Here is a 21,903-nt window from a genome sequence, read left to right as displayed (position 1 = left end):
CATCTGATTCTCCTCAATTGAAGGAACAGATAGGGCAATAGCCGTGCCAACGCTTTGTCTCCTTGAATAAAGCGCCGAAGAGCCGAGGAAATCACGATATTGGGGCCGACAGACCGTACTAACCCTAATGTCGAGCTCGGCGTGTTACGTAACGACGTAACTCTTTGGCTACGTAGCATTCGGGAGTTTGGTCACTATCAGGAGAAAACAGCGCTGTCGGACCAAACTTTGGATGATGTGAAATTTTTCCTGAAACACTGTTCTGTTTCGCAACTGCGTCATTCGTGCGCAGGAAATAATTGCAAACTGAACAGACAATTCCGCAACTTCTGAAGAAGACTGTTCTGGATTGTGAAGAAAAAGAACCAACTCACTGTTGCCGCCGCAATGCGGCAACGGGACGAAGCTATTGAAGAAGAGATGCAACTCTTGCGAAAAGCCTCCCATGACCTGGCTGACTTGCTTGCAGCCAGGAAGTTAGCGCGCCGGCGCTTTGGTTTGATCCCCGACACCGCCCTGACCCTCTCAGCGCGGATTCGCGGAGTGACTACTTTTTTACGACACCTCGAATCGGCAATCGCAGCTCCCCAACGACCCAGCAACCTCCGACAAAAAAAGTGACCACCACTGCACGCAAGCCCGCACCACCACGGAACATTCATGAATGGGAAGTGGAGCTAACGGCCGATGTCGACGAAGCTCAAAATTTTGTCGGTATTGCTCGCATCTCACGGTTCGGCCAAGCGCCCAGTTCGCTTGTCTGCGAGCCTCAAGCCAGCCGTGAGGCGGCAATTCTCAAGGCGAGTCTCAAAGCAAGCATGTTCATGAGCCTTTGGGAATCGTGAGGCGGTTCGGATCGAGATCCAGATGCTCATATCGCAAGTTCCCACCTCACCCAAGCGTTGCGAGACCTCTGAGATTCGAGTCTATTGGCGCGATGACGTCGAACATCATGAAGATGATCAGCATCACGACCATGGAATATGGATGGCCGCGACGGAAGCGAATAGTAGAGAAGCAATAACAATTTGCCAAATCCAGAACGCCCGATATGGCGTGAATTCACATTGGTTCGAAGAAAGATGTCTTCGCGCGAAATGACAAATTTCAAATGATCGAAAAGATAATTTCCATTGAAAATAAATTGGCTTTTCTAATTCAAGAAAGAACCCGACTGGAATTCGAACGCGACAGGCTGCTCGCGGAAGAATTGAAGGTTCTAGCTGATGCATATGTCCGCAAGCTCTGGCAGGCGGGGTTATCCGTTCATCAGGGAATTGAAGCAATAAAACCATATAAGAAAATAAATCCGCCAGCCGGACGTCAACGTGATTCATGAACGGCTTCAACGCCAGTCGGCAATTGCCGCCGCCGAAAGACCCTCAACTTGATTCGGCACAGAGACAGATATGTGAAATCGATCACGCATCGGCGCCTTGTGAACAGCACCTGCCTTGTGTTTGCACACATGGGGAGTCGTTTTCACTATGGTCTGCTCGCTGTTAAAAGCCAGCCAATTTGGCTCCCGCCAAAGATCGCCACTTGTGTGAGACATCTCACCATTGCTGGCTGGCACAACCGCCGTGCAATGCTTGCTCACGACCTCAGCCGGCAACGTCGGGCCAACGCAAAGCATGAATATGCAACCGGAGAACGGCGAGGACGACGGAGAGTGGCTGCATGTCCGCGTGCAGCATCGCAGCAACAGCGTCCCGGTGAGGATCAGCCGGCGCGCGCTGGAAGAGCATTTCGGAGCGCTCGATGGGGAGCGCACCCTGATCTTTCTCTACGTGAACAACAGGGAACTGATTCATCGCACGGCCCGCGCCAAGATGAAACCCGGCGAGCGCTACACCGCTGAATGTCCGCTCGAACTTCGCGCGTCGGACTTTGCCGCAAGCCTCGGTGCTTCCGATGCCAGGACGAGCACTGGCCCCCCCGAGGATCTGCAGCGTGCGCTCGATCGGGTTGCCGCTGCTGTCCAGCCGGGCGAATCGGTCATCGGCAACTACGTGCGCTGGAAGGCCGAAACTGGCCGCGTCGAACTCACCGGCATCTTTTCGGCCGACCAACTCGAACGCATCGCAAGGTTCATGAGGCAGGCGCTCAACGAGCGGCCGCGTGCGGACGCGGATGAGGAAGAAGGCCGCGACGACTAGTCGAGCGCGTGCTTGCATTCCTGCTGCCGAGCGCGGAAGTCGCGCCCCTGTTCAGCGGCGCCAGCAGCCTCGTACGCATGCGCAAGCCTTGAGCCTACAGCGAGCCGCGCCGCGCATCGCCGAGGACGCCCGGAGTGGCCCATTAGAGTCGTTGCATAGCCGCACCATCCTTTCCATCGGACAGCTTTCTATGACGACTCCTACCGAACATGCTGTACCGCCCAAGCTGGAGCCCACGGGTGTTCCAGGCCTCGACGAGGTGACCGCAGGCGGCCTGCCCGCGGGCCATCTCTATCTGGTCGAAGGCACGCCAGGCGCCGGCAAGACAACACTGGGACTGCAATTTCTTCTTCAGGGCCGCGCGCTCGGCAAGAAAGGCCTGTACGTCACGCTTTCCGAGAGTTCGCAGGAGCTAGCCGAAGGTGCGCTCTCCCATGGCTGGGACCTGCAAGGCATCGAGATCTTCGACCTGGTCAGCGAGGAAGGCTTGAGCACCGAGGCCGAGCAGAGCATCTTTCATCCGTCGGAGTTCGAACTGGGCGAGACGATCCGCGGGGTCATGGCGGTGGTCGAGCGCCTGCGGCCGGAGCGCGTGGTGTTCGACAGCCTGTCCGAGCTGCGCCTGCTTTCGCAGGATCCCATGCGCTACCGCCGCCAGATCCTGGCGCTCAAACGCTTCTTCCTCGCCCACCAATGCACCGTGCTGCTGCTGGACGACAGGGCGCGCACCGCGGACGGCATGCACCTTCACAGCATTGCGCACGGGGTGATCCAGCTCGAGCAGAAAACGGGCACCTACGGCTCCGACAAGCGCCGCCTGCGCGTCGTGAAGCTGCGCGGCGTCAAGTTTCGGGAGGGCGAGCACGACGTCAGCCTGGACCGCGGCGGATTGCACGTCTTCACCCGGCTGGTGGCCAGCGAGCATGGGCGGAGCTTTGCGAGCGAGCCCCTGAGCTCGGGCAATGCGGACCTGGACCGCTTGCTGGGCGGCGGCCTGACCCCCGGCACCAACTTGCTGTTCGCGGGGCCGGCCGGCGTGGGCAAGACGACCACGGCCGTCTGCTGCGCGCGCGCCAGCGTGGAGCGCGGCGGCAAGGCCGCCATCTTCCTGTTCGACGAGGGCGTCAAGACCCTGATGATGCGATCGCGCGCGCTCGCACTGGGCATCGACGAGTACGCCTCGTCGGGACAACTGGCCGTGCACGCGATCGACCCCGCCGAAATCTCGGCGGGCCAGTTCTCGCATCGCGTGCGGGACGCGGTCGAGCGCCAAGGCGTGACGACCGTGGTGATCGATACGCTGAACGCCTACCTGATCGCGATGCCCGGCAGCAACTTCCTGATGCTGCAGATGCACGAACTGCTGACCTACCTCAACCTGCAGGGCGTCACCACCATCCTCGTGCTGTCGCAGCATGGCCTGACCGGCGAGGCGCCGAACGATGTGGACTTGAGCTACCTGAGCGACTCGATGCTCCAGTTCCGGTTTTTCGAGGCGCGCGGACAGTTGCTGAAGGCCGTTTCCGTGGTCAAGAGCCGCGCGAGCGCGCATGCCACGACGATCCATCAGTTCCGCCTGGGCCCGACGGGCCTGGAGATCGGCGAGGCGCTCACCGATTTCGAAGGCGTGATGGCGGGTCTTCCACGCTATCGCGGCCGGACCGCGCTTCTCGGCGATACCGATCGGGCCTGACCAAGGTGGAAGATCGAGTTCTCGTCATGGCGCCGTTCGGGCGCGACGCGCGGCTGATCGGCGACGCCCTCGCCGCGCGGCAAATCGAGGTACACGTCTGCCAGGACACGCGCGCGCTCATCCGCGAAATCGAAAAGGGATCGGCCGCAACGATCCTGACCGAGGAATCCCTCGACGGAACGACAGTCGCGGCCTTTCGCGAACTGCTGGCGCAACAGCCGCCCTGGTCGGACTACCCGTTCGTCGTGCTCGCGGCCCGCCAGACCGTGCGCCGGACCGACCGCGCGCGATCGGCGCTGCAGGAGCTCAGCAACCTGGTGCTGCTCGAGCGCCCGGTCAATGTCGACACGCTCGTCAGCGCGGCGCAATCCGCATTGCGGGCGCGCCAGCGCCAGTACCTCACGCGCAAGCACCTGGCCGAGTTGCAGGCGTCCAAGGCCAGCGTCGAGCAGATCAACGGCGCGCTGGAGTCGCGCATTGCCGAGCGCACCGCCGATCTGGCGAGTGCCAACGACCGGCTGATGCGCGAGATGCTGGAGCGCGAACGCATCGAGAACTCCCTGGTGCAGAACCAGAAGATGGAGGCGCTGGGCCGGCTGACGGGCGGCATCGCCCACGACTTCAACAACCTGCTGCACGTCGTCAACCTGAACCTGCAGTTGATCGAGCGGTTGAAGGTGAACGAGGAGCGCGTTCGCGACTACGCACGGCGGGCCAAGGAAGCCGTGGACCGCGGCTCTCGGCTGACGGGGCAGCTGCTGTCGTTCGCGCGCACCCAGAGCCTGGTTCCCAGGCTGCACGATCTGAATGCGTTGATCAGGAACATGGCGGAGCTGATCTCCATTTCGGTCGGCTCCCACGTGCGGCTGAACCTGGCGCTGTGCACGCAGCCCGCATTCGTGATCGTCGACGCCGCGCAAATGGAAATGGCGATCCTGAACCTGTCGGTCAATGCGCGCGACGCCATGCCGCAGGGCGGGACCCTGGAGATCTGCACGCAGATCTCTCCGGCGGTGGTGGAAGGCGCCGCGGGCGAGCCCGGCTATCCGCTGGGCACGGCCGACGTCACGGTGCGCGACACCGGGACCGGCATCCCCGAGAACCTGCTGGACAAGGTCTTCGATCCGTTCTTCACCACCAAGCAGCATGCGGGCACCGGGCTCGGGCTGAGCCAGGTCTATGGCTTCGCGAGGCAGTCGGGCGGAAGCGCGATCGTGGAAAGCGCGGTCGGCGCGGGAACCTCGATCAGGCTGCGTTTTCCGCTCTCTCCGGGCCCTACCGAGGCCGCGCAGGAAACGGCCGCCGCCGGTCGGGCGATCGCCGATGCGCGGCAGGCCGAGATCCTGGTCGTCGAGGACGATCCCGGCGTGCGCCGCAGCATGGTCGAGAGCCTGCAGGTGCTTGGATTCCGCGTCAGGCAGGCGGCCGACGGCGCATCGGGCCTGCTCGAATTGAGAAAGGCGAAGCCGGATCTGCTGCTGGTGGACTACCTCATGCCCCACATGAACGGCGCCGAGCTGATCGCGCACGCGCAGAAGCTGTATGCCGACATTCCCATCCTGATGGCCACGGGCTACGCCGACATGAACGCGGTCGAGCGGCTGATCGGTCCGCAGTCGGTGCTGGCCAAGCCGTTCGACCTGGACACGCTTGGGTCGGCCGTCGCCGCGGAGCTCCAGCGCCGGAAACCACCGACCTAGCGCCTGCGTCGCATCGCCGCCGGTTCGGCCTGCCGCACTGGGTGATCGCACGCCGTGGGCTACGCCTTGGCCGGTACCAGTACGCCGTTGCGGCGTAGGCGGCCGGTTCGGGCAAGGCAGACAGTCCCAACGTGCAGATCACCGCCACCTGGAAAGTAGCAAGGGCGCAACGCACCGACGGCAGTCTTAGTTCGAAATTATTCCTTTGCGGTTCTCCAAAAGTAAGAGCTGTCGCACAGATTGCCGATAGGCATGTGTCCTACGAGAACGGTGCATGCGCGTGGTTAGAAACGAGGCGCCCACCGAATGCCGTGGCGGCGCTTTTCTTCTTGTCGCTGCCGGTTCCAGCTCTCTCAAGAAAGACTCTGTCCAATGCGTTGCTCGCCCCGCCCCTTCCTTCGTGCCCTGGCCTTCGCGGCATGTCCCGCCGGCGTTCTGCTCACCGCTGCGCCTGCCGCGCAGGCAGCTACCGCCACCACCACCTTCCAGGTGACTGCCACCGTGCTCAAGGCCTGCCTCATGTCCACGCCCGGCACGCTGGCCTTCGGCAGCTACGATCCCGCATCCACGACGCCGCTGGCCGGCACCACCAGCCTCAACGTGACCTGCACCTTCGGCACGCCGTACTCGATCGGCCTGAACGCCGGCACCGGAACGGGAGCGACGCTCACGACGCGGGCCATGACCAGCCCGACGGCCGGTGCGGGCAACAACTCGCTGTCGTACGGCCTGTTCAAGGAAAGCACGTACGCGACCAACTGGGACAACAGCACCTCCGGCACCGGCTACACCGGCAGCGGACTGCCGCAGGCACGCACCATCTACGGCCGGATTCCGGTCGGGCAGTACACGGCCGCGCCTGCCACCGACTACGCGGACACGATCACCGTCACGCTCACCTATTGACCGAACGCAGCCAACGAAACGGCATGCGCTTCGCCTTCCTGCTGGGGGTGCCCCTGTGGTCCTGCCTGCTCGTGCCGACCGGCGCGGCCGCAGAGACGAGCCTGAGCGTGGCGCCGCTGCGCATTGCGCTCACGCCCGAACGCCCGGTGGCCTCGCTCACCATGGGCAATGCCGACACCACCGAAGTGGCGGTGCAGGCCGAGGTGCTGCAGTGGTCGCAGGACCGTGAAGGCAACGACGTCTATGCACCCACGCGCGACGTGCTGGTCAACCCGGCGATCTTCCGCCTGCCCCCGGGCGGCCGGCAGATCGTGCGGCTCGGGCTCCAGGTGCCGGCCGAGGCGCGCGAGCGCAGCTACCGCATCTTCCTGCGCCAGTTGCCGCGCGACCAGGCGCTGCCGCAGGATGGTGCCGAGGGCGCGAAGTTGCAGACGCTGCTGCGCATCGGCGTACCCGTTTTCGTGCCGCCCGCCCAGCCGCCGCAGCGCGTGCTGGAATGGTCGCTGCTGGCCGACCGCGGCGAACATTTCCGGCTCGTGCTCCACAACCAGGACAGCGAGCACATCCAGCTCACGCAACTCGTGGTGCGCCGCGAGGACGGCGCGGAGCTGTTGCGCAAGAACCTGTCGCTCTACGTTTTGGCCGGGCAGTCGGCAGGCGTCGCACTGGAGCTGGCGCCGCTGCCGCCCGGCACCCGCCTTCAGATCGAGGCGGCCACCGATGCGCCCGAGGCGCAGTCCAGCGCCACCGTGCGCGTCCCCCGTGCGCCTGTCGAGCCGCGCTAGCGCCTGGGCGTGCTGGTGGCTGGGCCTGGGCGCCGCGGGTGTCACCGGTGCACAGCCCACGTCCGACGCACCGGCGCCGGAGATCCTGGAGGTGCGCATCAATGGGCAGAGCCAACCCTCGCCGCGCCCGTTGCTGCGCCGCGGCGCACAGTGGCTGGCTGCGGCGTCCGACCTCGACGCCTGGCGCCTCGTGAAGCCCGCGACGCCGGCCCTGCAACGCGAGGGCACCGACTACTACGACCTGCGCACGTTGCCGGGCGCACAGCTGCGGCTCGATGAAAGCACCCAGAGCCTGGAGCTCTCCGTGCCCGCCGAGGCCTTCGCATCCGGCACTGTGCAGGCGAATGCGTCCGACCGTCCGCCGCTGTCGCCCTCGGCCTTCGGCGCATTTCTGAACTACGACCTGGCCTTGCAGCACGACCGCGAAGGCACGCGCGCCTCGGGCTACTTCGATGCCGCGGCTTCGGGCGAATGGGGCTTGGTGGGTACGAGCTTCGTTGCGGGGCAGTCGGCATTCGATGGACGCGGCGCGACGCGGCTGGACAGCTACTTCCGCCGCGACGACCCCGCGCGGCTCACGCGGCTCACGGTGGGCGACTCGGTCACGCAGGCGGCGGCGTGGTCCACGCCCTTCCGTTTCGGCGGCGTGCAGTTCGGCACCCGCTTCGGCTTGCAGCCCGGCTACATCAGCTACCCGATGCCGACCCTGCGTGGCGGCGCGGCCGTGCCCTCGGCCGTGGAGGTCTACGTGAACGACACGCTGCGGTACCAGCGCCGCGTCGATGCCGGCCCGTTTGCGATCACCGACGTGCCCGTGCTCACGGGTGCGGGTGACATGCGCTTTTCCGTCACCGATGCGCTGGGCGTGCAGCGCACGGTGACAACGCCCTACTACGTGAGCTCCAACCTGTTGCGCGCGGGGCTGTCCGACTACTCGCTCGAAGCGGGCTGGACACGCCTGCGCTACGGCGAACGCAGCTTCGACTACGGTCCGCCGTTCGTCGCCGGTACGTGGCGCCATGGCGTGGACGACAGCGTGACCGTCGAGGCGCGCGGCGAGGCCAGCGCGCGCAGCCAGACCGCGGGCGCCGGCGTGACCTGGGTCTGGGGCACGGTGGGCGAGTTCTCGCTGCACGGCGCGGCAAGCCGCAGTCGCGACGGCGGGTCCGGCCGGCTCTGGCGCGCGGCCTACACGCGCACCAGCGACGAATGGAATTTCTCGGTGAGCAGGCAGGTGGCCAGCCGCGGCTTCACGCAGATCGCCTGGCACGACAGCCCGGTGCACACCGACGCGCAGACGCAGGTGTTCGCCGGCCGATCGCTCGGCCGCTACGGCACGCTCGGTGCGAGCCACACGCAGCTGCACTACAACACCGGCGAGCGCGTGGGCGTGACCACCGCCAGCTGGTCGATCGGCATCGGTGGCAACGCCTGGCTGGGTACCTACGTGGCCCGCACGCGCCAGGACGGCCAGCGCCCCACGACCTCGGTGGGCGTGAGCCTCACCTTCGCATTGGGCGAGCGCCGCCATGCGTCGCTCTCGCTGCAGCGCGAGACCACGGGCCGGCACTCGGCCGTGGCCGAGCTGGTGCAGCAGCCGCCGGGCGACACGGGCTGGGGCTACCGGCTGCGGGCTGCTGACGGCGAGAACGCGCGCAGCGAGGCCGGTGTCGACTGGCGCGGCCGCTACGGCATGCTGACGGCCGAGGCGGCGCGCTCCCAGGGCCAGACCGCGCTACGCGTGCGTGCCAGCGGCGCCGTGGGCTTCGCGGGCGGGATGGCGTTCGCCACGCGCCAGTCGGACGATGCCTTCGCGCTGGTGACCGTACCCGGCGCCGCGAACGTGCGGGTCTACCGCGAGAACCAGCCCTGGACCACCACCGACAGCGAAGGCCGCGCGGTCGTCTCGGGTCTGCGCGCCTACGAGCCGAACCACATCAGCATCGACAACGCCGACCTGCCGATCGAGGCGCAGGTGCGCAGCGATGCGCTTCGCGTGGTGCCGCGCTACAAGGGCGTGGCGCAGGCGAGCTTCGACATCGCGCACGACACCGTGGCGAACGTCACCGTGCTGCTGCCCGATGGCACCCCCCTGCCGCCGGGCATCGATGTGACGCGGCCGGCGCGCGGCACCTCGCTGCTGTCGGGCTTTCACGGCCTCGTGTCGGTCGACGACCCGCAGCCGAACGAAAGCTTCGAAGCCCGGTGGAAGAGCGGGCGTTGCCGTTTCACGCTCGGCGAACCCGCCCGCGCCGCGGGCGCCTTGCCCTCGATGGGACCCTACCGATGCGAACCCGTGTCGCCGCCGTCCCCGCGCTGACGGCCGCCGTGGTGTTGACGGGGCTGCTTGCCCCGCGCGCGTCGCTGGCCGCTTGCACGGGGGTGGGCCTGTTCAGCTGCAGCGCTACCGTCAGCGCAACAGCGCTGGCCTTCGGCAACTACGATCCGGCCGTCTCGACGCCCAAGGACAGCGCCTCGGCTGTGAGTGTCGTCGGCACCATCACGGGCCTGGGCATCCTGGTGACGCTGTCGTACACCGTCGGCCTGAGCACGGGTTCGGCGGGCACTGTCGCCAACCGGCAGATGAACGGCCCCAGTACCACGCCGCTGGCCTACAACCTCTACACCAGCAATGCACGCGGTACGGTCTGGGGCGCCAGCAACGTCAGCGACAGCTACAGCGCCCTGGCCAGCATCGGCGGCACGGTCGTTCCGCGCAACTACACCGTGTACGGCCGCATACCGGCCGGCCAGTACGTGGCGCCGGGAAGCTACGGCAGCACGATCACGGTGACGGTCACCTATTGACGCGTGAACCGCCTGGCTTTGAATTGCCGCTCGGGGGCTCGGCAAGCTCGATCGTCGTTTCGGCCGTGATGCCGCAGTCTTGACGACTACCGTGCACCTTCGGCGACGACGTTCCTCGTCGCTGGCTTGGCCTCGGCTTCAATCGCACATCGAGCCCCTACGGCCTGGAAACGAACAGCCCCATTTCGGAAACAGCCGTGAAAGCGCTGTCGCCGTTGTCGGCTGTGATGTTCAGCCAGTACGACCCCGGACTCGCGACCGCGCAAGTCTTCCGCTCGAAGCGTGTCTGGCTGCTTTGCGTGTCGAGCGTGGTCCAGTTGGAACCATCGTTGGAGCCCTGGAGCTGCCAGTCCTTCGGATCACGCTCGACGAGATTGACGTCGGGCGTGCTGGTGACCGAATAGCGCTGGACGCGTTCCGCGTGGCCGAGGTCGTACTGCAGCCGGCCGGTCGTGCCGGAGTGGAACTATTGCGTCGCCGAATCCTGGCCCAAGGCGCTTTCAGCGTTGCCGGAGTTGCTCGCGCTGTCGGTGGCAGTGCCGCCGGTGGCAGCCTTGACCATCGGACGACCCGGTGCGGCGCTGTCCTCAGGAGAACGGCCGCTCGTTCCGGCGGAGTTGCTCGCCGTCACTGTGTAGTGGTAGGTGGTGCCGTTGACCACGGACGTGTCCGTGTAGCTGCTGCCCGTGACGCCCGATGCGATGGCCTCGTAAGGCCCGCCGCTGAACTCGGAGCGGCGGACCGTGTAGCCGGTGGCCCCGAAGGACGCCTGCCAGCGCAGCGGCACGGCGCCATCGCCCGGCGAAGCCAGCAGCATGGCGGGCGCCGCCGGCACGACGCGCGGCGCACCACCGTCGCCGCCGGTGATCTGGACATTGCTGAAGACGCTGTTGTTCAACTTGCTCGTGACCGACGAGACCACCAACCCGACATAGACCGTGTCGGGAACGGGGGCGACGATGCGGCCGACATCGGTGGCGGCCCAATTGGTGCCATCGGGAGAAACGTAGCCGGTGATGATGTTCCCGATGCGCTCGAGCTTCACCCAGTGAGTGGGCCCGGCGCTCGCAGCCTTGTTCGCGTAGTTCGAGCCGCCATACACCGCCAGTTTCGTCATGTTCTGCAAGACTTCACTCTTGTAGTTCATCGCCATCCAGGCGCGCGGAGCGCCTGGTTCCAGGCTTGTGCGCATCATCACGCCCGCCACTGCGGACGGGTGGGTGTTCTCGAGCGACTCGACTTTCGCGATGATGGCGCTGTTGCCGGTGAGGGCCTTGTAGACGAAGTGGGAACTGTCGAGTGCGCCCCAGATACCCCAGCCTGACCCAGCCACGTTCCATTTGCCGGCGGCGTATGTGGCCGTGCCGGCCAGGCTGGCGCCCCCGATGTCGGCACTGCTGAACCCCGAGGTGATCGAGGTGCTCGAAGGAATGGGCAATGCCGGCGGCGGCGTTGCCTTGGAGGTGTCGGACTCCTTGAGGAACATGAAGCTGGTGCCGTCCACCGACGTCCGGAGGCGCCTCTGCGCGATGAAGGGTGCCTGAAGGCCTTTGCGCAGGACGTAGGCGTTATAGAGCTGGGTCAGCGCGAGGCTCCCGCGATTGGCGCCGTCCCAGCCGCGGTTGGTGACGTCGGTGAGGTAGTAGCGATCGGTGGTGCCGAAAGGAAGGGCTGTCGTTGGGACGAGATCGTTCACCCTCGAGAAATACTCACCCGCGGCCAGCAAGCGGTTGTCGAAATCGGAATAGATGTCGATGCCTTGGCTCCAGAGCGCCTCGGCGAGCACGGTCAGTGATCTGAGTTGCCCATAGGCGTGCCCCTGGTCGCGGAGGTAGTCGCCGAGCATGCCGATGTCGTTGGAATTCCGCAGCCCGATGTGGGCCAGCGTGCGGGCCTGATAGACGACCCTGTCCAATGTCTCGATGTCGTCGTTGTAGATCGCCATCAGCCCAAGAGCGAGGAGGGACAGTGCGCCCTTGTTGGCGGCGCCGAACATGCTTTCGCCATAGGGGTTCGCAGCCGGCATCAGCACGTCCTTGAAGTATTTCTTGACGATCTCCGTGTCGGCTTCCTTCCAGCCCGGCCAGGTGGTGCGCAGGATTTCCGCGCCGCCGACGAAGTCGAGCGCGTAGTCGCCCAGGTCGAGCATCGACTCGCGACCCGAGAACTCGGTCTGGGTGGTGGCCCACCTCAGCAGCAGCCACTTTGCAATCTCCGCGTATTGCTCGTTCCGGGTGAAGTACCACATCCGCGAGAGATTCGAGATCGCGACCATATCGGAGCGCCAAGCATTGAGATTCTCGTCGGGGGCGCGGCTCACCTTCGCGAACGGGCCACCACGCCCTCGGTAGCTGAGCCTGGAGTTGGGACTGTTCGCCAATTGGTTGTAGCCGGACTTCCATGGCTCCCTTCCCTGGTCGATGTATGCCTTGAGCGTCGCGAGATCCGAGAGGCTGACCCCGACGCCTGGGTGCTTGATGACACGGGGCACCGGGGTGCCGTTTCCCGGGGCGGCGGGGACTTCGGGGGTGACTCCCGTGGCGCCGGGAGTCTCCGGCGTGCCTCCCGCGACAGCGGGGACCTCAGGGGTGCCCCCGGCGACAGCGGGGACCGGAGCGACCGCCTGGAAACTCCCCGAATCTCCGCCCCCGCAACCCGGGAGTACGACCGCGCTCAACACGAGCAACGCAGCAGCAAAAATGGTTCTGTCAAACATAAGAGAGCCTTGAATTAATGCGCGGAAAGTCGCGGGATAAGGAACAGGCCAACAGCTTTCCTGGAGGCGTCGATTTCATTGATGAGCCACGAGCCGCCTTGAAGGCTTCGGCTCGCGAAGCGGGCGAATCCTGGCGTTCATCCAAGAAGACGTCGCAGCCGGATCACGTGCGATTGCGGCGCCCGATCGCTACTTCAAGGCCGCACCGCCTCGCGCGAGGTACTGGCCGGAGAGGCGGGCGAACTGGCCGCCATCGGTGGCGAGCGAGGTCTGAACGCTGCCGCCTCGGCTGAAGACGATGGCGAAGGTGTGGATGTCGCCGTACTCCTGGGCGTTGCGCAGCATGTAGTCGACATGGTTGTCGCGGTAGTGCAGGTCGGTGCCGCCGGGCGTATCGGACGGCACGCCCATCGGCGTCTGCCACCACAGGATCGGGAGGCCGTTGCCCAGTACCGCGCGGTAGTCCGAAATCTGCTTCTGGGAGTCGTGGAAGTTCGGGCTGGTCTTGTTGCTTGCGTCCCAATAGAACGTTCCGGTTCGGTCCTTGCATTCGTCGGGCCGCGGTGTAACTTCCCAGCAGCCCGCATCGCGGTCGCTGGTCTGCGCGACGATGAAGTCCGCCTTGTCCGCCCCGACCGCGCGCATCTGCGCACCGATCTCGGCAGCGGTGCCGCTCCAGAACGAGGGCGGGAACCCCACCAGCGCCTTGGGCGCGATCTGCCTGCCCATCTGCACAAGGCATTGGCCGAGGCCTGCGGCGGTGTTCGGCAAGCCGGCGCATTCGGGTTGGTCGTTCACGAGGGCTGGAACTTGCGTTGCATCGTGATCGGGCCTCTTCGCCGCAAGGAATCCCCAGAAGTCCGGCTCCAGGTTGATCAGGACGGGCCCGCGCAGGTCCGCAATGAGCTGGTACATCAGCCGCGTCTGGCCCCAGTATTTGCTCATGAAGGCCGCGTCGTTGATGCGGCTCAGATCGCCCTGCATCTGGTAGAGCGTGAACATGGAAATCGCGCCGTAGGCCTGGTTGGTTTGCGCGGTGTAAGTGATGAACGCGCCGTCGGGACTGTTCCAGCTGGGCCAGGTTTTTTCACCGGTGCCCACGAGGTAGGTGTCGATGATGTCCGGGTGGATGTTCTGGCTTTTCATCTGATCCATCTCGCCCAAGCCGAGCCCGAACAGCACCCGCGCGGGCTTGCCCAGCTTGGTCACCAGTGCGATGGTCGCTGCGGCGGGCGAAGCGCCTCCATCTGTGCCGCCGCTCGTGCCACCTGTGCCACCGCCGCCTTGGCCGGTGCCATTGCTGCCTTGACTGCCATTGCCCAGACCGAACAGGCCGGCCAGCCCACTGCCCTGGTTGCCCCCGTCTCCACCGCCGCAGCCAGACAGGAGCACCGAAAGCATCAGTGCACAAACGCATCCTCGGGGAAACATCATCATGAGTATTTTTCTAAGATTGAAAAGACCAGCAGCCACGCGCGTTGCGCACTTCTCATGCGGGGATTGGTGTCGTCGCGCATGGCCAACGGCGTGCCGCAGGCCAGGCCCCGATCCACTCGCCAGCCGCGCCATGAGGCGCACGATTCATGCCTCAGTCCCCCGCCGGGAAGAACACGCCGATCGAGCCCGGAAAGTGACGCGGAGCGTCGCTTCGAACTCGCCATGCGACAAGTTATGGCCAGCGCTTAAGTGAAGTCCGACAAAAATGGAATTACTGGCGTATCAGTCCCAACCCGAACTAAAACTTGTGCCTGACAAGGCGCTGCATTCACCATTCAGAGATCGACGAAGTGGGGACACCCGAGACTTCATCTTAGTTTTTTGACTGCATCGAAAATCGAGATGCACTCACTCATTTTTCAGTGGAATGGCATTGTTCTCTCACGCCGTGCGCATCGCTTCTGAACTCCCTCGTGACGCAGCTTCGAATCGGAGATTTCAGAATGCCTAGCACTCCGCGCCCTTGGTGATTGCCTCGAAAAATGAGCGTCTGAATTCCATTTTTCATGGCTAATGAAAACTGCGCGTTTCAGTAAACAATCAGCGCGCAAGGTTCCCGAATGACACATGGGGTCCGCATCGCTCGCAAGAGCCGAATCTCTTGCGAGCGATGCCGGGCAATGGATGCGAACGCGACTCCCGAGGGTCGACGAGACAGCAACGGCGTGTGATCGACATCGAAATTCAAACCGCCGTTGGCGTCGTACCCCCATGCTCCCTTTTCCCCTTCGGCTGCTGCGTGCCGCAATGATTCCCCTTGGTGCTCGGCCCTTCGATCCGAGACGAACCGCCCGCAAGTGAAAGACCTCGGCGCACGGGGCGCGCTACGGTTCCGATTCCTCCTCCGGGCAATCTGCCTGGGCCTGCTTGCGGCCGGCGCGGTCGGCAGCGCCTCTGCGCAGAATGCGATCAAGGCGGTCGCAAGCGCCATGCAACAGGGTGTGGAGGTGATCCAGATCGACCTGGCACGACCGCTCACCGCCGTCCCCAGCGGCTTTTCGGTCGCGAGCCCCGCGCGCATCGCACTGGACTTCGTTGGCGCCACCAACGATGTCGGACGCGCAGCCATCGAAGTGAATCAACCCAACCTGCGTTCGATCAACGTGGTGCAGGCCGGCGAGCGCAGCCGGGTGGTGTTGAACCTGCGGCAGCCGGTGCCTTACACGGCGGAGCTGCAAGGCAATTCGGTGCGGGTCACGCTTCAGGCGGTTGCCGTTGCCACTGCCGTTACCGAGACACGGACGGTGGAAACGCACGCGCCGCCCGAAGCCGCGGCAGCGCCCGTTGTTCGCAGCAGTCCGATCACGCTCAATTTCTCCGACGCCGACATCGAGGCCGTGGCGCGCACCATGGCGGTGGTCACGGGGCGCAATGTGGTGGTCGATCCGCGCGTGAAGGGCACGATGGACCTGGTGACCGACCGCCCCGTGCAGCCGGCCGCGGCCTTCAACCAGTTCGCCGCGGCGCTGCGTTTGCAGGGCTTTGCGGTGGTGGAGGCCGACGGCCTCTACAAGGTGGTGCTCGAAGCCAACGCCAAGCTGCAGAGCAGCACCGTGAACACCTCCATCGGCGCCGTGCCTTCGTCGGCCAACAACCAGGTGGTCACCCAGATCTTCAGGCTCAACCACGAGTCGCCTACCAACCTGCTGCCGGTGCTGCGCCCACTGATTCCGCCGCACAACACCATCAACGCGAACCCGGGCAACAACACGCTCGTGATCACCGACTACGCCGACAACATGCGCCGGCTCGCGCGCATCATCGCGGCGCTCGATGTGCCGAATGCATCCGATGTCGAGGTCATCCAGCTCAAGCACTCGATCGCCACCGACCTCATTGCGCTGGTGCAGCGGCTCATCGATGGCGGTGCCTCGAGCGCACCGAATGTCAGCGATGCACCGGGCGCCGCCGACGCATCCTTTCGCACCACGCTCTTGGCCGATGCGCGCAGCAATTCGGTGCTCATGCGTGCGGCCAACCCGGCGCGCGCGCAGCTCGTGCGTACGCTGATCGAGAAGCTCGACCGCCCGCCCGCGGAAAGCAGCAATGGCGTGGCCGGCAACATCTATGTGGTCTATCTCAAGAACGCCGACGCGGTGCGGCTCGCGGCCACGCTGCGCGCCGCAATGGCGGCGAACCGGCCATCAGGCACCGCAGGCGCGGGCGACGGCAGCAGTGCCGTGCCGCAGCAGGTCACGCAGAACAGCACGGGCGGTGGCGGGCCAAAGCGGCTCGGCCGCCGCCAACGCACCGCTCAACAACGCCAACCAGCCGTCCACCGGCGGACAGATCCAGGCCGACCCGTCGACCAACTCGCTGATCATCACGGCCCCCGAGCCGCAGTACCGGCAGATGCGCGCGGTGATCGACAAGCTCGACGGCCGACGCGCCCAGGTGATGATCGAAGCGCTGATCGTCGAGGTCAGCGCCAACAAGGCGGCGAACTTCGGCGTGCAGTGGCAGAGCGCGCTGGGCAACAACGCGGTCATCGGCACCAACTCCAGCCTCAACAGGAACAACATCCTGGCCCTCACGCAGGCTTTGGCCACCCGCAACCCCGCGGGTCTGGCCTCCTCGATCCAGCCGGGGCTGAACCTGGGCATTGCCGGCAAGATCGGTGGCCAGTACATCCTGGGCGCCATCGCCAACTTCTTCAACAGCGACGGCGATGCCAACGTGCTCTCGACGCCCAACCTGCTGACGCTGGACAACGAAGAGGCCAAGATCATCATCGGCCAGAACGTGCCCTTTCCCACCGGTTCGTACGCGAGCACCTCGGGCTCGGTGGGCGTGAACCCGTTCACCACCGTGGAGCGCAAGGACGTGGGCCTCACCCTGCGCGTGCGCCCGACCATCAACGAGAACGGCACGGTGCGCATGACGATCTTCCAGGAGACCTCGACGGTCGACCAGAACTCGCTGGCCAACCCCAACGGCCCGACCACCAACAAGCGCTCGATCGAATCGAGCGTGCTGGTGGAAGACGGCGGCCTGGTGATGCTGGGCGGGCTGCTGTCGGACACCTACAACAACAACATCGAGAAGATCCCGCTGGCCGGCGACATCCCGGTGCTGGGCAACCTGTTCAAGAACGAGAACCGCACGCGCAACAAGAGCAACCTCATGATGTTCCTGCGCCCGGCGGTAATGCGCGATGGCGCCTCGACCGAAGCCTTTGCCTACGACCGCTACGACGAGATCCGCGGACAGCAGCTGCAGGTGCAGCCCAACACCGACAACGTGATGCTGCGCGGCGTGAACGCCGCCCCGGTGCTGCCCGAAGCGGCGCTGCAGCGCTCGAACAACAGCGGCAACGGCAGCACCCGCATGGAGGGCACGCAGCTGATTCCGCCGCCCCAGCCTTTGGCTGACACGCGCAAGCTCGCCTCAAGCCCGCTGCGTGGCGCCCTGCCCCCCACCGCCGACCCGGTCAGCGGACGGGAGCTTCCGTAGGGCAGCAAGCGGAGGTGTTCAGCGTCATCGCGATATGTGTGAAGCACCCTGCGCGGTCTTGCGCTTCCTTTTGCGCGCCCAACCCGATGACGTACCGAGGCGCTCCGCAGCTTCGCGTATCGGTACCTGCAACCTGCAACCGCGCGCCACGGAGCTCATGCGCACCCAGCTCAAGCCACCTGGTGAGTTGCTCCGCAGGCCCCCTCCCACCTTGAATCAACAGCCGCGGGCAAACTTCCTACAGCGCAAGCCAAGCATGGCCGATGAAGGATGACGGCCCGACGAAGGAAACCTGCAGCCTGGGCTTTGAAGTTCACCCAGCAACACGAGGAATCCCAACACATGGCAACCAGCAGCATCCTGGGCGGCGAACGCGCTCCCATCGAACCCAAGGGCACCGACGAAGACAGCCTCGGCCCCTCCGACTCCAGCGACAGCGGCAGCGATGCCGCAGGCACGGGCAATCGCGCGGCGGCCGAGGCCGGGATCGAGGAGCCGACCGATTCGGACATCCTCCCCGACCGCGTCGGCGTGATCCCGGATGCGGCGCATGAAGTGGACACGGCCGCCGAAGATCCGGAAGCGGTTCGCGTCGAGGACCTTGCCGAGGAGAACGAAGACCGCGAAGACCGCGAAGACAGCGAAGACGGCGAGCCCGAGAACGCCTGATGCCCGCCGGCAAATCGCCAAGGGAAAAGCCTCCCGCGCGCCGCGTGGACCAGGTCTTGCGCGATGTCTTCGGCCACAAGCGTTTGCGCGCCGGCCAGGCGGACGTGATCGAGCGCGTGCTGGCTGGCCTGTCCACGCTCGCGGTGATGCCCACGGGCGCCGGCAAGTCGCTCTGCTACCAGTTGCCCGCTGTGCTGCTCGAAGGCCAGACCGTCGTGGTCTCCCCGCTCATCGCGTTGATGAAAGACCAGTGCGACAGGCTGCGGGCGCTCGGCATTCGCGCCGTACAGGTCAACAGTTCGCTCGGTGCCGAGGAGCTGGCGCAATCGGAAGCCGACATCGACGCCGGCACTGCGCGGATCGTGTTGACGACGCCCGAGCGGTTGTCCGATCCGGATTTCCTGCGGCGCCTGGGTGTACACCCGGTGGCGCTGGTCGCGGTCGACGAGGCGCATTGCATCTCGCAATGGGGGCATGACTTCCGGCCTGCATTCCTGGAGATCGGCCCCGCCATCCGGGCTTTGGGCAGTCCGCCCGTGCTCGCGCTGACGGCGACCGCGGGCGACGACGTGGCCGCCGATGTGATGAAGCTCCTGGACATCCCGCCCTCGGGGTTGGTCGATACCGGCGCCTACCGCGCCAACCTGCGCTTTGCCGTCGAACAGCTCGCCAACGAGAAGGAGCGCTTGCGCCGCACGGTCGAATTCGTGCGCGAAACGCCGGGCAGCGGCATCGTCTACGCCGCCACGGTGAAGGCCGCCGAGCATGCGTTCGATGCGCTGAAGGTGCGCGATGAATCGGTGGCGCTCTATCACGGCAAGCTCGGCGCGCGCGAGCGCAGCGCCGCGCAGGAGGCCTTCATGGCGGGCGAGGTACGCGTCATGGTTGCCACCAACGCCTTCGGCATGGGCATCGACAAGCCCGACATCCGCTTCGTTCTGCACTGCCAGATGCCGGCGAGCCTGCATGCCTATTACCAGGAGGCCGGACGCGCCGGACGCGATGGAAAAGAGGCGCGCTGCCTGCTCCTGTTCCATGCCAAGGACCGCACGGTGCAGCAGTTCTTTTTGGCCGGAAAGTATCCGCAGTTGGAGGATCTGGACGCGATCTACCGGCAGTTGCTCGCCGAGCCGCCCGAGGCCGGGGGATGGACGGCCGCGCACCTGCTCGACGCGCTGGACCGGCCGCGCACTCGAATGCAGTCGGGCATCGCGGTGCTCAAGCACGCGCAAGTGCTCCTGGCCGACCGGCGCGGGCGACTGTCGGTGCGCCAGCGCGCGGCCGGCAAGGTCGACTTTTCCGCGGTGCTCGATGCCTACAAGACCCGACGGCAACAGGACCGCGAAACGCTCGAGCGCATGGTGTCGTACGCGCAGTCGGGGCAGTGCCGGTGGCAGTTGCTCCTTAGCGATCTCGATCAGGCGGCGAAACCCAAACGCTGTGGCGCGTGCGACAACTGTCGGCGCATCGCGGCGCATGAAAAAGAAATGGCGCAACCGATCTTCGTGGACGACGGCGACGCGGAGCCTGCCGTTCGCACCCTGCCGGCTTTCGCTGCCCACGATCGGGTGCGCGTCCGCCGCTTCGGGCTGGGCGTGGTCGTCGCTTCGGATGCAACATCGATCACCGTCGGGTTCGAGGACGGGACCCAGCGCTGCTTCCATCCGGACTATGTGACCCGTCTGCGCCGTGAATCGGGGGCAGTTCGCGCGCGCGGCTGATTGCCTTGGTACGTGGCAGATGCCTGCCACTCCAGCAACCCAGCATGCGCCCTGCAATGGGAGGTTGGGCCAAATGCCTCAGCCAACCACGGATCGTGAGATAGATCGCGACGAGGGCGCGCGGCAAAGAAAAAGGGCTAGCCGGTATTTACCGGCTAGCCCTCGAGATTGTTGGTAGGACGTACTGCATTCCCATGATGCTCCGCAGGCCGCATGAATCCTGGCCAGTGCTCGGCCCGTTGGTGCCTCATACCATCAAAAATACCAGCGCCGGCGCGGCCTTCGTTTCGGGCCCATGCAGTAGCAAAGATTTCAGCAAGGGAGCTATCCGGCGAGCGACGCTACCCCCGGATGGGGGTTATGGAATGACCGCGTGCCCGAAGAAGGTCGAGGAGGTTGTCAGTTCCGACCAGGTGCCCAGCACCGACGATCACCAGCGTGTTTTCCTGCTCCGACGGCGCGATCGTCGCGATACGCTCGGCCCACCGGCGGTTTCGCACCGCAAACACCAACTCATAGAGCTCAGGATCTCGATTCAGCGGGCCGTCCTTCTGCACGGCCCAAAGGGTCGCAGGATCACCGGAGATCCAAGCGTCGTGCATGCGCTGAAAATTGCGGCGTGCCGTCTCCCTGTCGCCTCCGTAGTAGTCGAGCGCACCGACTACAGAGTCCAGCGGCATCAGGTCGAACAGAGCAGCAACTTCGATAGCGGTCTCGAGGGCCATCAGCGTGGCTGCGGAGGCTTGCTGTTGCAGTAGCGCCTCCACGCCATCGACCCCGTCGAGAGCGTTTCGCGCCAGGGACAAAAAGGCGCCCCACAACTTCAATGCTCGCAATGCGGTCAGATCAGCGCCTGGCGGCATGAGGTCGATCAGGTATTGCCAAGTGCGCGGGGGAATCAGTTGTTCCAGATCTTGCCCGACCGGCAACCGCATCAGCGGTGGGAAGTCGGCCCCGTTGTGCTCAATGCAAAGCTTCTTGGCCCACTGATACGCGGCTTCAATCCGACTTGGCGGCGGCGCTCCATCCCGGGGGTACAGATGGATGCTGCCCAAAATACGGGTGCTGGTATTGGCGATCTCGTAGTACATGCGTACCTTCGGGGTGAGAGTCCGAGTAGATCACGCGACACTTTCCTCTGTGGAGATTTCTGATTCCCGAACACCAGCGCTGCAGTGCAATGCAGTTGCGGCTCCATCTCCAGTGCCTGGTGCGCGGTGATCTGCACGAGATCGTCGACGCCATTAGTCTCAGCCTTCCGCGTCACTCGCAGCCAATCACTCAATCGCACTCGGCTGTTAGACGCTCGCCGCCCTCTTCGCCACTAGCCCCTCGAGCTTCATCGGGATCACCGCCTCGTCGACGATGCGCAGAGGCTGGTCGTTAAAGTGGCGCACGACCAGAGCGGCTTCTTCGCCTACAGCGTGATACCACTGAAAAGCGCAAAGTGGGGTACCTACCCGGTCAGCCTACTTTGTGCCAAGCTGAAACATCTCCCGGATATGGTCTCCGCCATGCACCCTGTATTGGAGTGCTTGCATGACCCCCACCCCCTCGACCACCGAGCTCATTCGCGAATGCCGCGAGACCGTTCAGTATTCCCGTGCCATTCGGATCAAAACCGCCGATGCACTTAATGGGGTCCGTGAACAACTGCTGTGGCGGCGTCACTACGTCGCCCTGCTATTGATTGATTCGGACGACTGCCCTATCGCAAAAGGGAAAACCTGGGAGAGCTCAAGCTCGTAGGAGAGTCGCCGTCAGGAAAAGGCGGAAAACTGGCATGGCTCCGGTCC

Annotated in this window: 17 protein-coding genes and 1 pseudogene; 14 read left to right on the top strand and 4 right to left on the bottom strand. The window is 65.0% G+C overall.

Features of this window, described 5'->3' with window-relative positions:
* Window positions 1–351 precede the first annotated feature (351 nt).
* The 10 genes from VARPA_RS31085 (at window position 352) to VARPA_RS13895 (ending at window position 10,051) form a co-directional block, all read left to right on the top strand.
* A complete protein-coding gene (locus tag VARPA_RS31085; RefSeq protein WP_144298984.1) occupies window positions 352–621 on the top strand; it encodes a hypothetical protein in 270 nt (89 codons plus the stop codon).
* Complete coding sequence (locus VARPA_RS31080) at window positions 618–845, top strand: hypothetical protein (protein WP_144298983.1); 228 nt, start codon at window positions 618–620, stop codon at window positions 843–845. The genes VARPA_RS31085 and VARPA_RS31080 overlap by 4 nt, the downstream gene beginning before the upstream one ends.
* A gap of 266 nt (window positions 846–1,111) precedes the next feature.
* On the top strand, window positions 1,112–1,339 hold the full coding sequence (locus tag VARPA_RS31075; RefSeq protein ID WP_144298982.1) for a hypothetical protein: 228 nt from the start codon (window positions 1,112–1,114) through the stop codon (window positions 1,337–1,339).
* A 301-nt stretch (window positions 1,340–1,640) separates the two neighbouring features.
* Entirely contained in the window at window positions 1,641–2,159 is a 519-nt protein-coding gene (locus tag VARPA_RS13925) for a DUF1488 family protein (protein ID WP_041942898.1), read from the top strand.
* 190 nt (window positions 2,160–2,349) lie between these two features.
* A complete protein-coding gene (locus VARPA_RS13920) occupies window positions 2,350–3,852 on the top strand; it encodes an ATPase domain-containing protein (RefSeq protein WP_013541206.1) in 1,503 nt (500 codons plus the stop codon).
* 26 nt (window positions 3,853–3,878) lie between these two features.
* A complete protein-coding gene (locus VARPA_RS13915) occupies window positions 3,879–5,552 on the top strand; it encodes a response regulator (RefSeq protein WP_234975011.1) in 1,674 nt (557 codons plus the stop codon).
* Window positions 5,553–5,924: 372 nt separating this feature from the next.
* Window positions 5,925–6,458, top strand: a complete 534-nt coding sequence (locus VARPA_RS13910) for a spore coat U domain-containing protein (RefSeq protein ID WP_013541204.1) — start codon at window positions 5,925–5,927, stop codon at window positions 6,456–6,458.
* A gap of 23 nt (window positions 6,459–6,481) precedes the next feature.
* Window positions 6,482–7,243 carry a molecular chaperone gene (locus VARPA_RS13905; RefSeq protein WP_013541203.1) on the top strand — a complete coding sequence of 254 codons (762 nt, stop codon included), beginning with the start codon at window positions 6,482–6,484 and terminating at the stop codon, window positions 7,241–7,243.
* Window positions 7,221–9,563 (top strand): fimbria/pilus outer membrane usher protein, encoded by a 2,343-nt coding sequence (locus VARPA_RS13900; RefSeq protein ID WP_013541202.1) that lies wholly within the window; start codon window positions 7,221–7,223, stop codon window positions 9,561–9,563. The genes VARPA_RS13905 and VARPA_RS13900 overlap by 23 nt, the downstream gene beginning before the upstream one ends.
* On the top strand, window positions 9,530–10,051 hold the full coding sequence (locus VARPA_RS13895; RefSeq protein WP_013541201.1) for a spore coat U domain-containing protein: 522 nt from the start codon (window positions 9,530–9,532) through the stop codon (window positions 10,049–10,051). Before VARPA_RS13900 ends, VARPA_RS13895 begins: the two co-directional genes overlap by 34 nt.
* Window positions 10,052–10,208: 157 nt before the next feature.
* Here VARPA_RS13895 and VARPA_RS31985 read toward each other — a convergent pair whose 3' ends face one another.
* From VARPA_RS31985 to VARPA_RS13885, 3 genes are all read right to left on the bottom strand, one after another.
* A complete protein-coding gene (locus tag VARPA_RS31985) occupies window positions 10,209–10,493 on the bottom strand; it encodes a hypothetical protein (RefSeq protein ID WP_234975080.1) in 285 nt (94 codons plus the stop codon).
* Between the two features lie 24 nt (window positions 10,494–10,517).
* The gene (locus tag VARPA_RS13890; RefSeq protein WP_234975010.1) at window positions 10,518–12,542 is read right to left on the bottom strand and encodes an alginate lyase family protein; all 2,025 of its coding nucleotides are present in this window, start codon (window positions 12,540–12,542) and stop codon (window positions 10,518–10,520) included.
* Window positions 12,543–12,956: 414 nt separating this feature from the next.
* The gene (locus VARPA_RS13885; protein WP_013541200.1) at window positions 12,957–14,168 is read right to left on the bottom strand and encodes a hypothetical protein; all 1,212 of its coding nucleotides are present in this window, start codon (window positions 14,166–14,168) and stop codon (window positions 12,957–12,959) included.
* An 893-nt stretch (window positions 14,169–15,061) separates the two neighbouring features.
* Between VARPA_RS13885 and gspD the strand changes: the two are divergent.
* From gspD to VARPA_RS13870, 3 genes and pseudogenes are all read left to right on the top strand, one after another.
* A pseudogene (gspD, locus tag VARPA_RS13880) lies at window positions 15,062–17,717 on the top strand (type II secretion system secretin GspD).
* Between the two features lie 342 nt (window positions 17,718–18,059).
* Window positions 18,060–18,386 carry a hypothetical protein gene (locus VARPA_RS30195; protein WP_013541199.1) on the top strand — a complete coding sequence of 109 codons (327 nt, stop codon included), beginning with the start codon at window positions 18,060–18,062 and terminating at the stop codon, window positions 18,384–18,386.
* Window positions 18,386–20,107 (top strand): RecQ family ATP-dependent DNA helicase, encoded by a 1,722-nt coding sequence (locus tag VARPA_RS13870; RefSeq protein WP_013541198.1) that lies wholly within the window; start codon window positions 18,386–18,388, stop codon window positions 20,105–20,107. The genes VARPA_RS30195 and VARPA_RS13870 overlap by 1 nt, the downstream gene beginning before the upstream one ends.
* A gap of 341 nt (window positions 20,108–20,448) precedes the next feature.
* Here the strand turns inward: VARPA_RS13870 and VARPA_RS13865 are convergent, their stop codons facing one another.
* The gene (locus tag VARPA_RS13865) at window positions 20,449–21,198 is read right to left on the bottom strand and encodes a TraB/GumN family protein (RefSeq protein ID WP_013541197.1); all 750 of its coding nucleotides are present in this window, start codon (window positions 21,196–21,198) and stop codon (window positions 20,449–20,451) included.
* 448 nt (window positions 21,199–21,646) lie between these two features.
* Between VARPA_RS13865 and VARPA_RS31070 the strand changes: the two genes are divergently transcribed.
* Window positions 21,647–21,856, top strand: coding sequence for a hypothetical protein (locus VARPA_RS31070; RefSeq protein WP_013541196.1), 210 nt, complete (start codon window positions 21,647–21,649; stop codon window positions 21,854–21,856).
* Window positions 21,857–21,903: the final 47 nt, after the last annotated feature.

Source organism: Variovorax paradoxus EPS (genome assembly GCF_000184745.1).
GTDB classification, from domain to species: Bacteria; Pseudomonadota; Gammaproteobacteria; order Burkholderiales; family Burkholderiaceae_C; genus Variovorax; species Variovorax paradoxus_C.
Note: the sequence above shows the minus strand (reverse complement) of the source record. Positions and strands in the feature narration are given on the sequence as shown.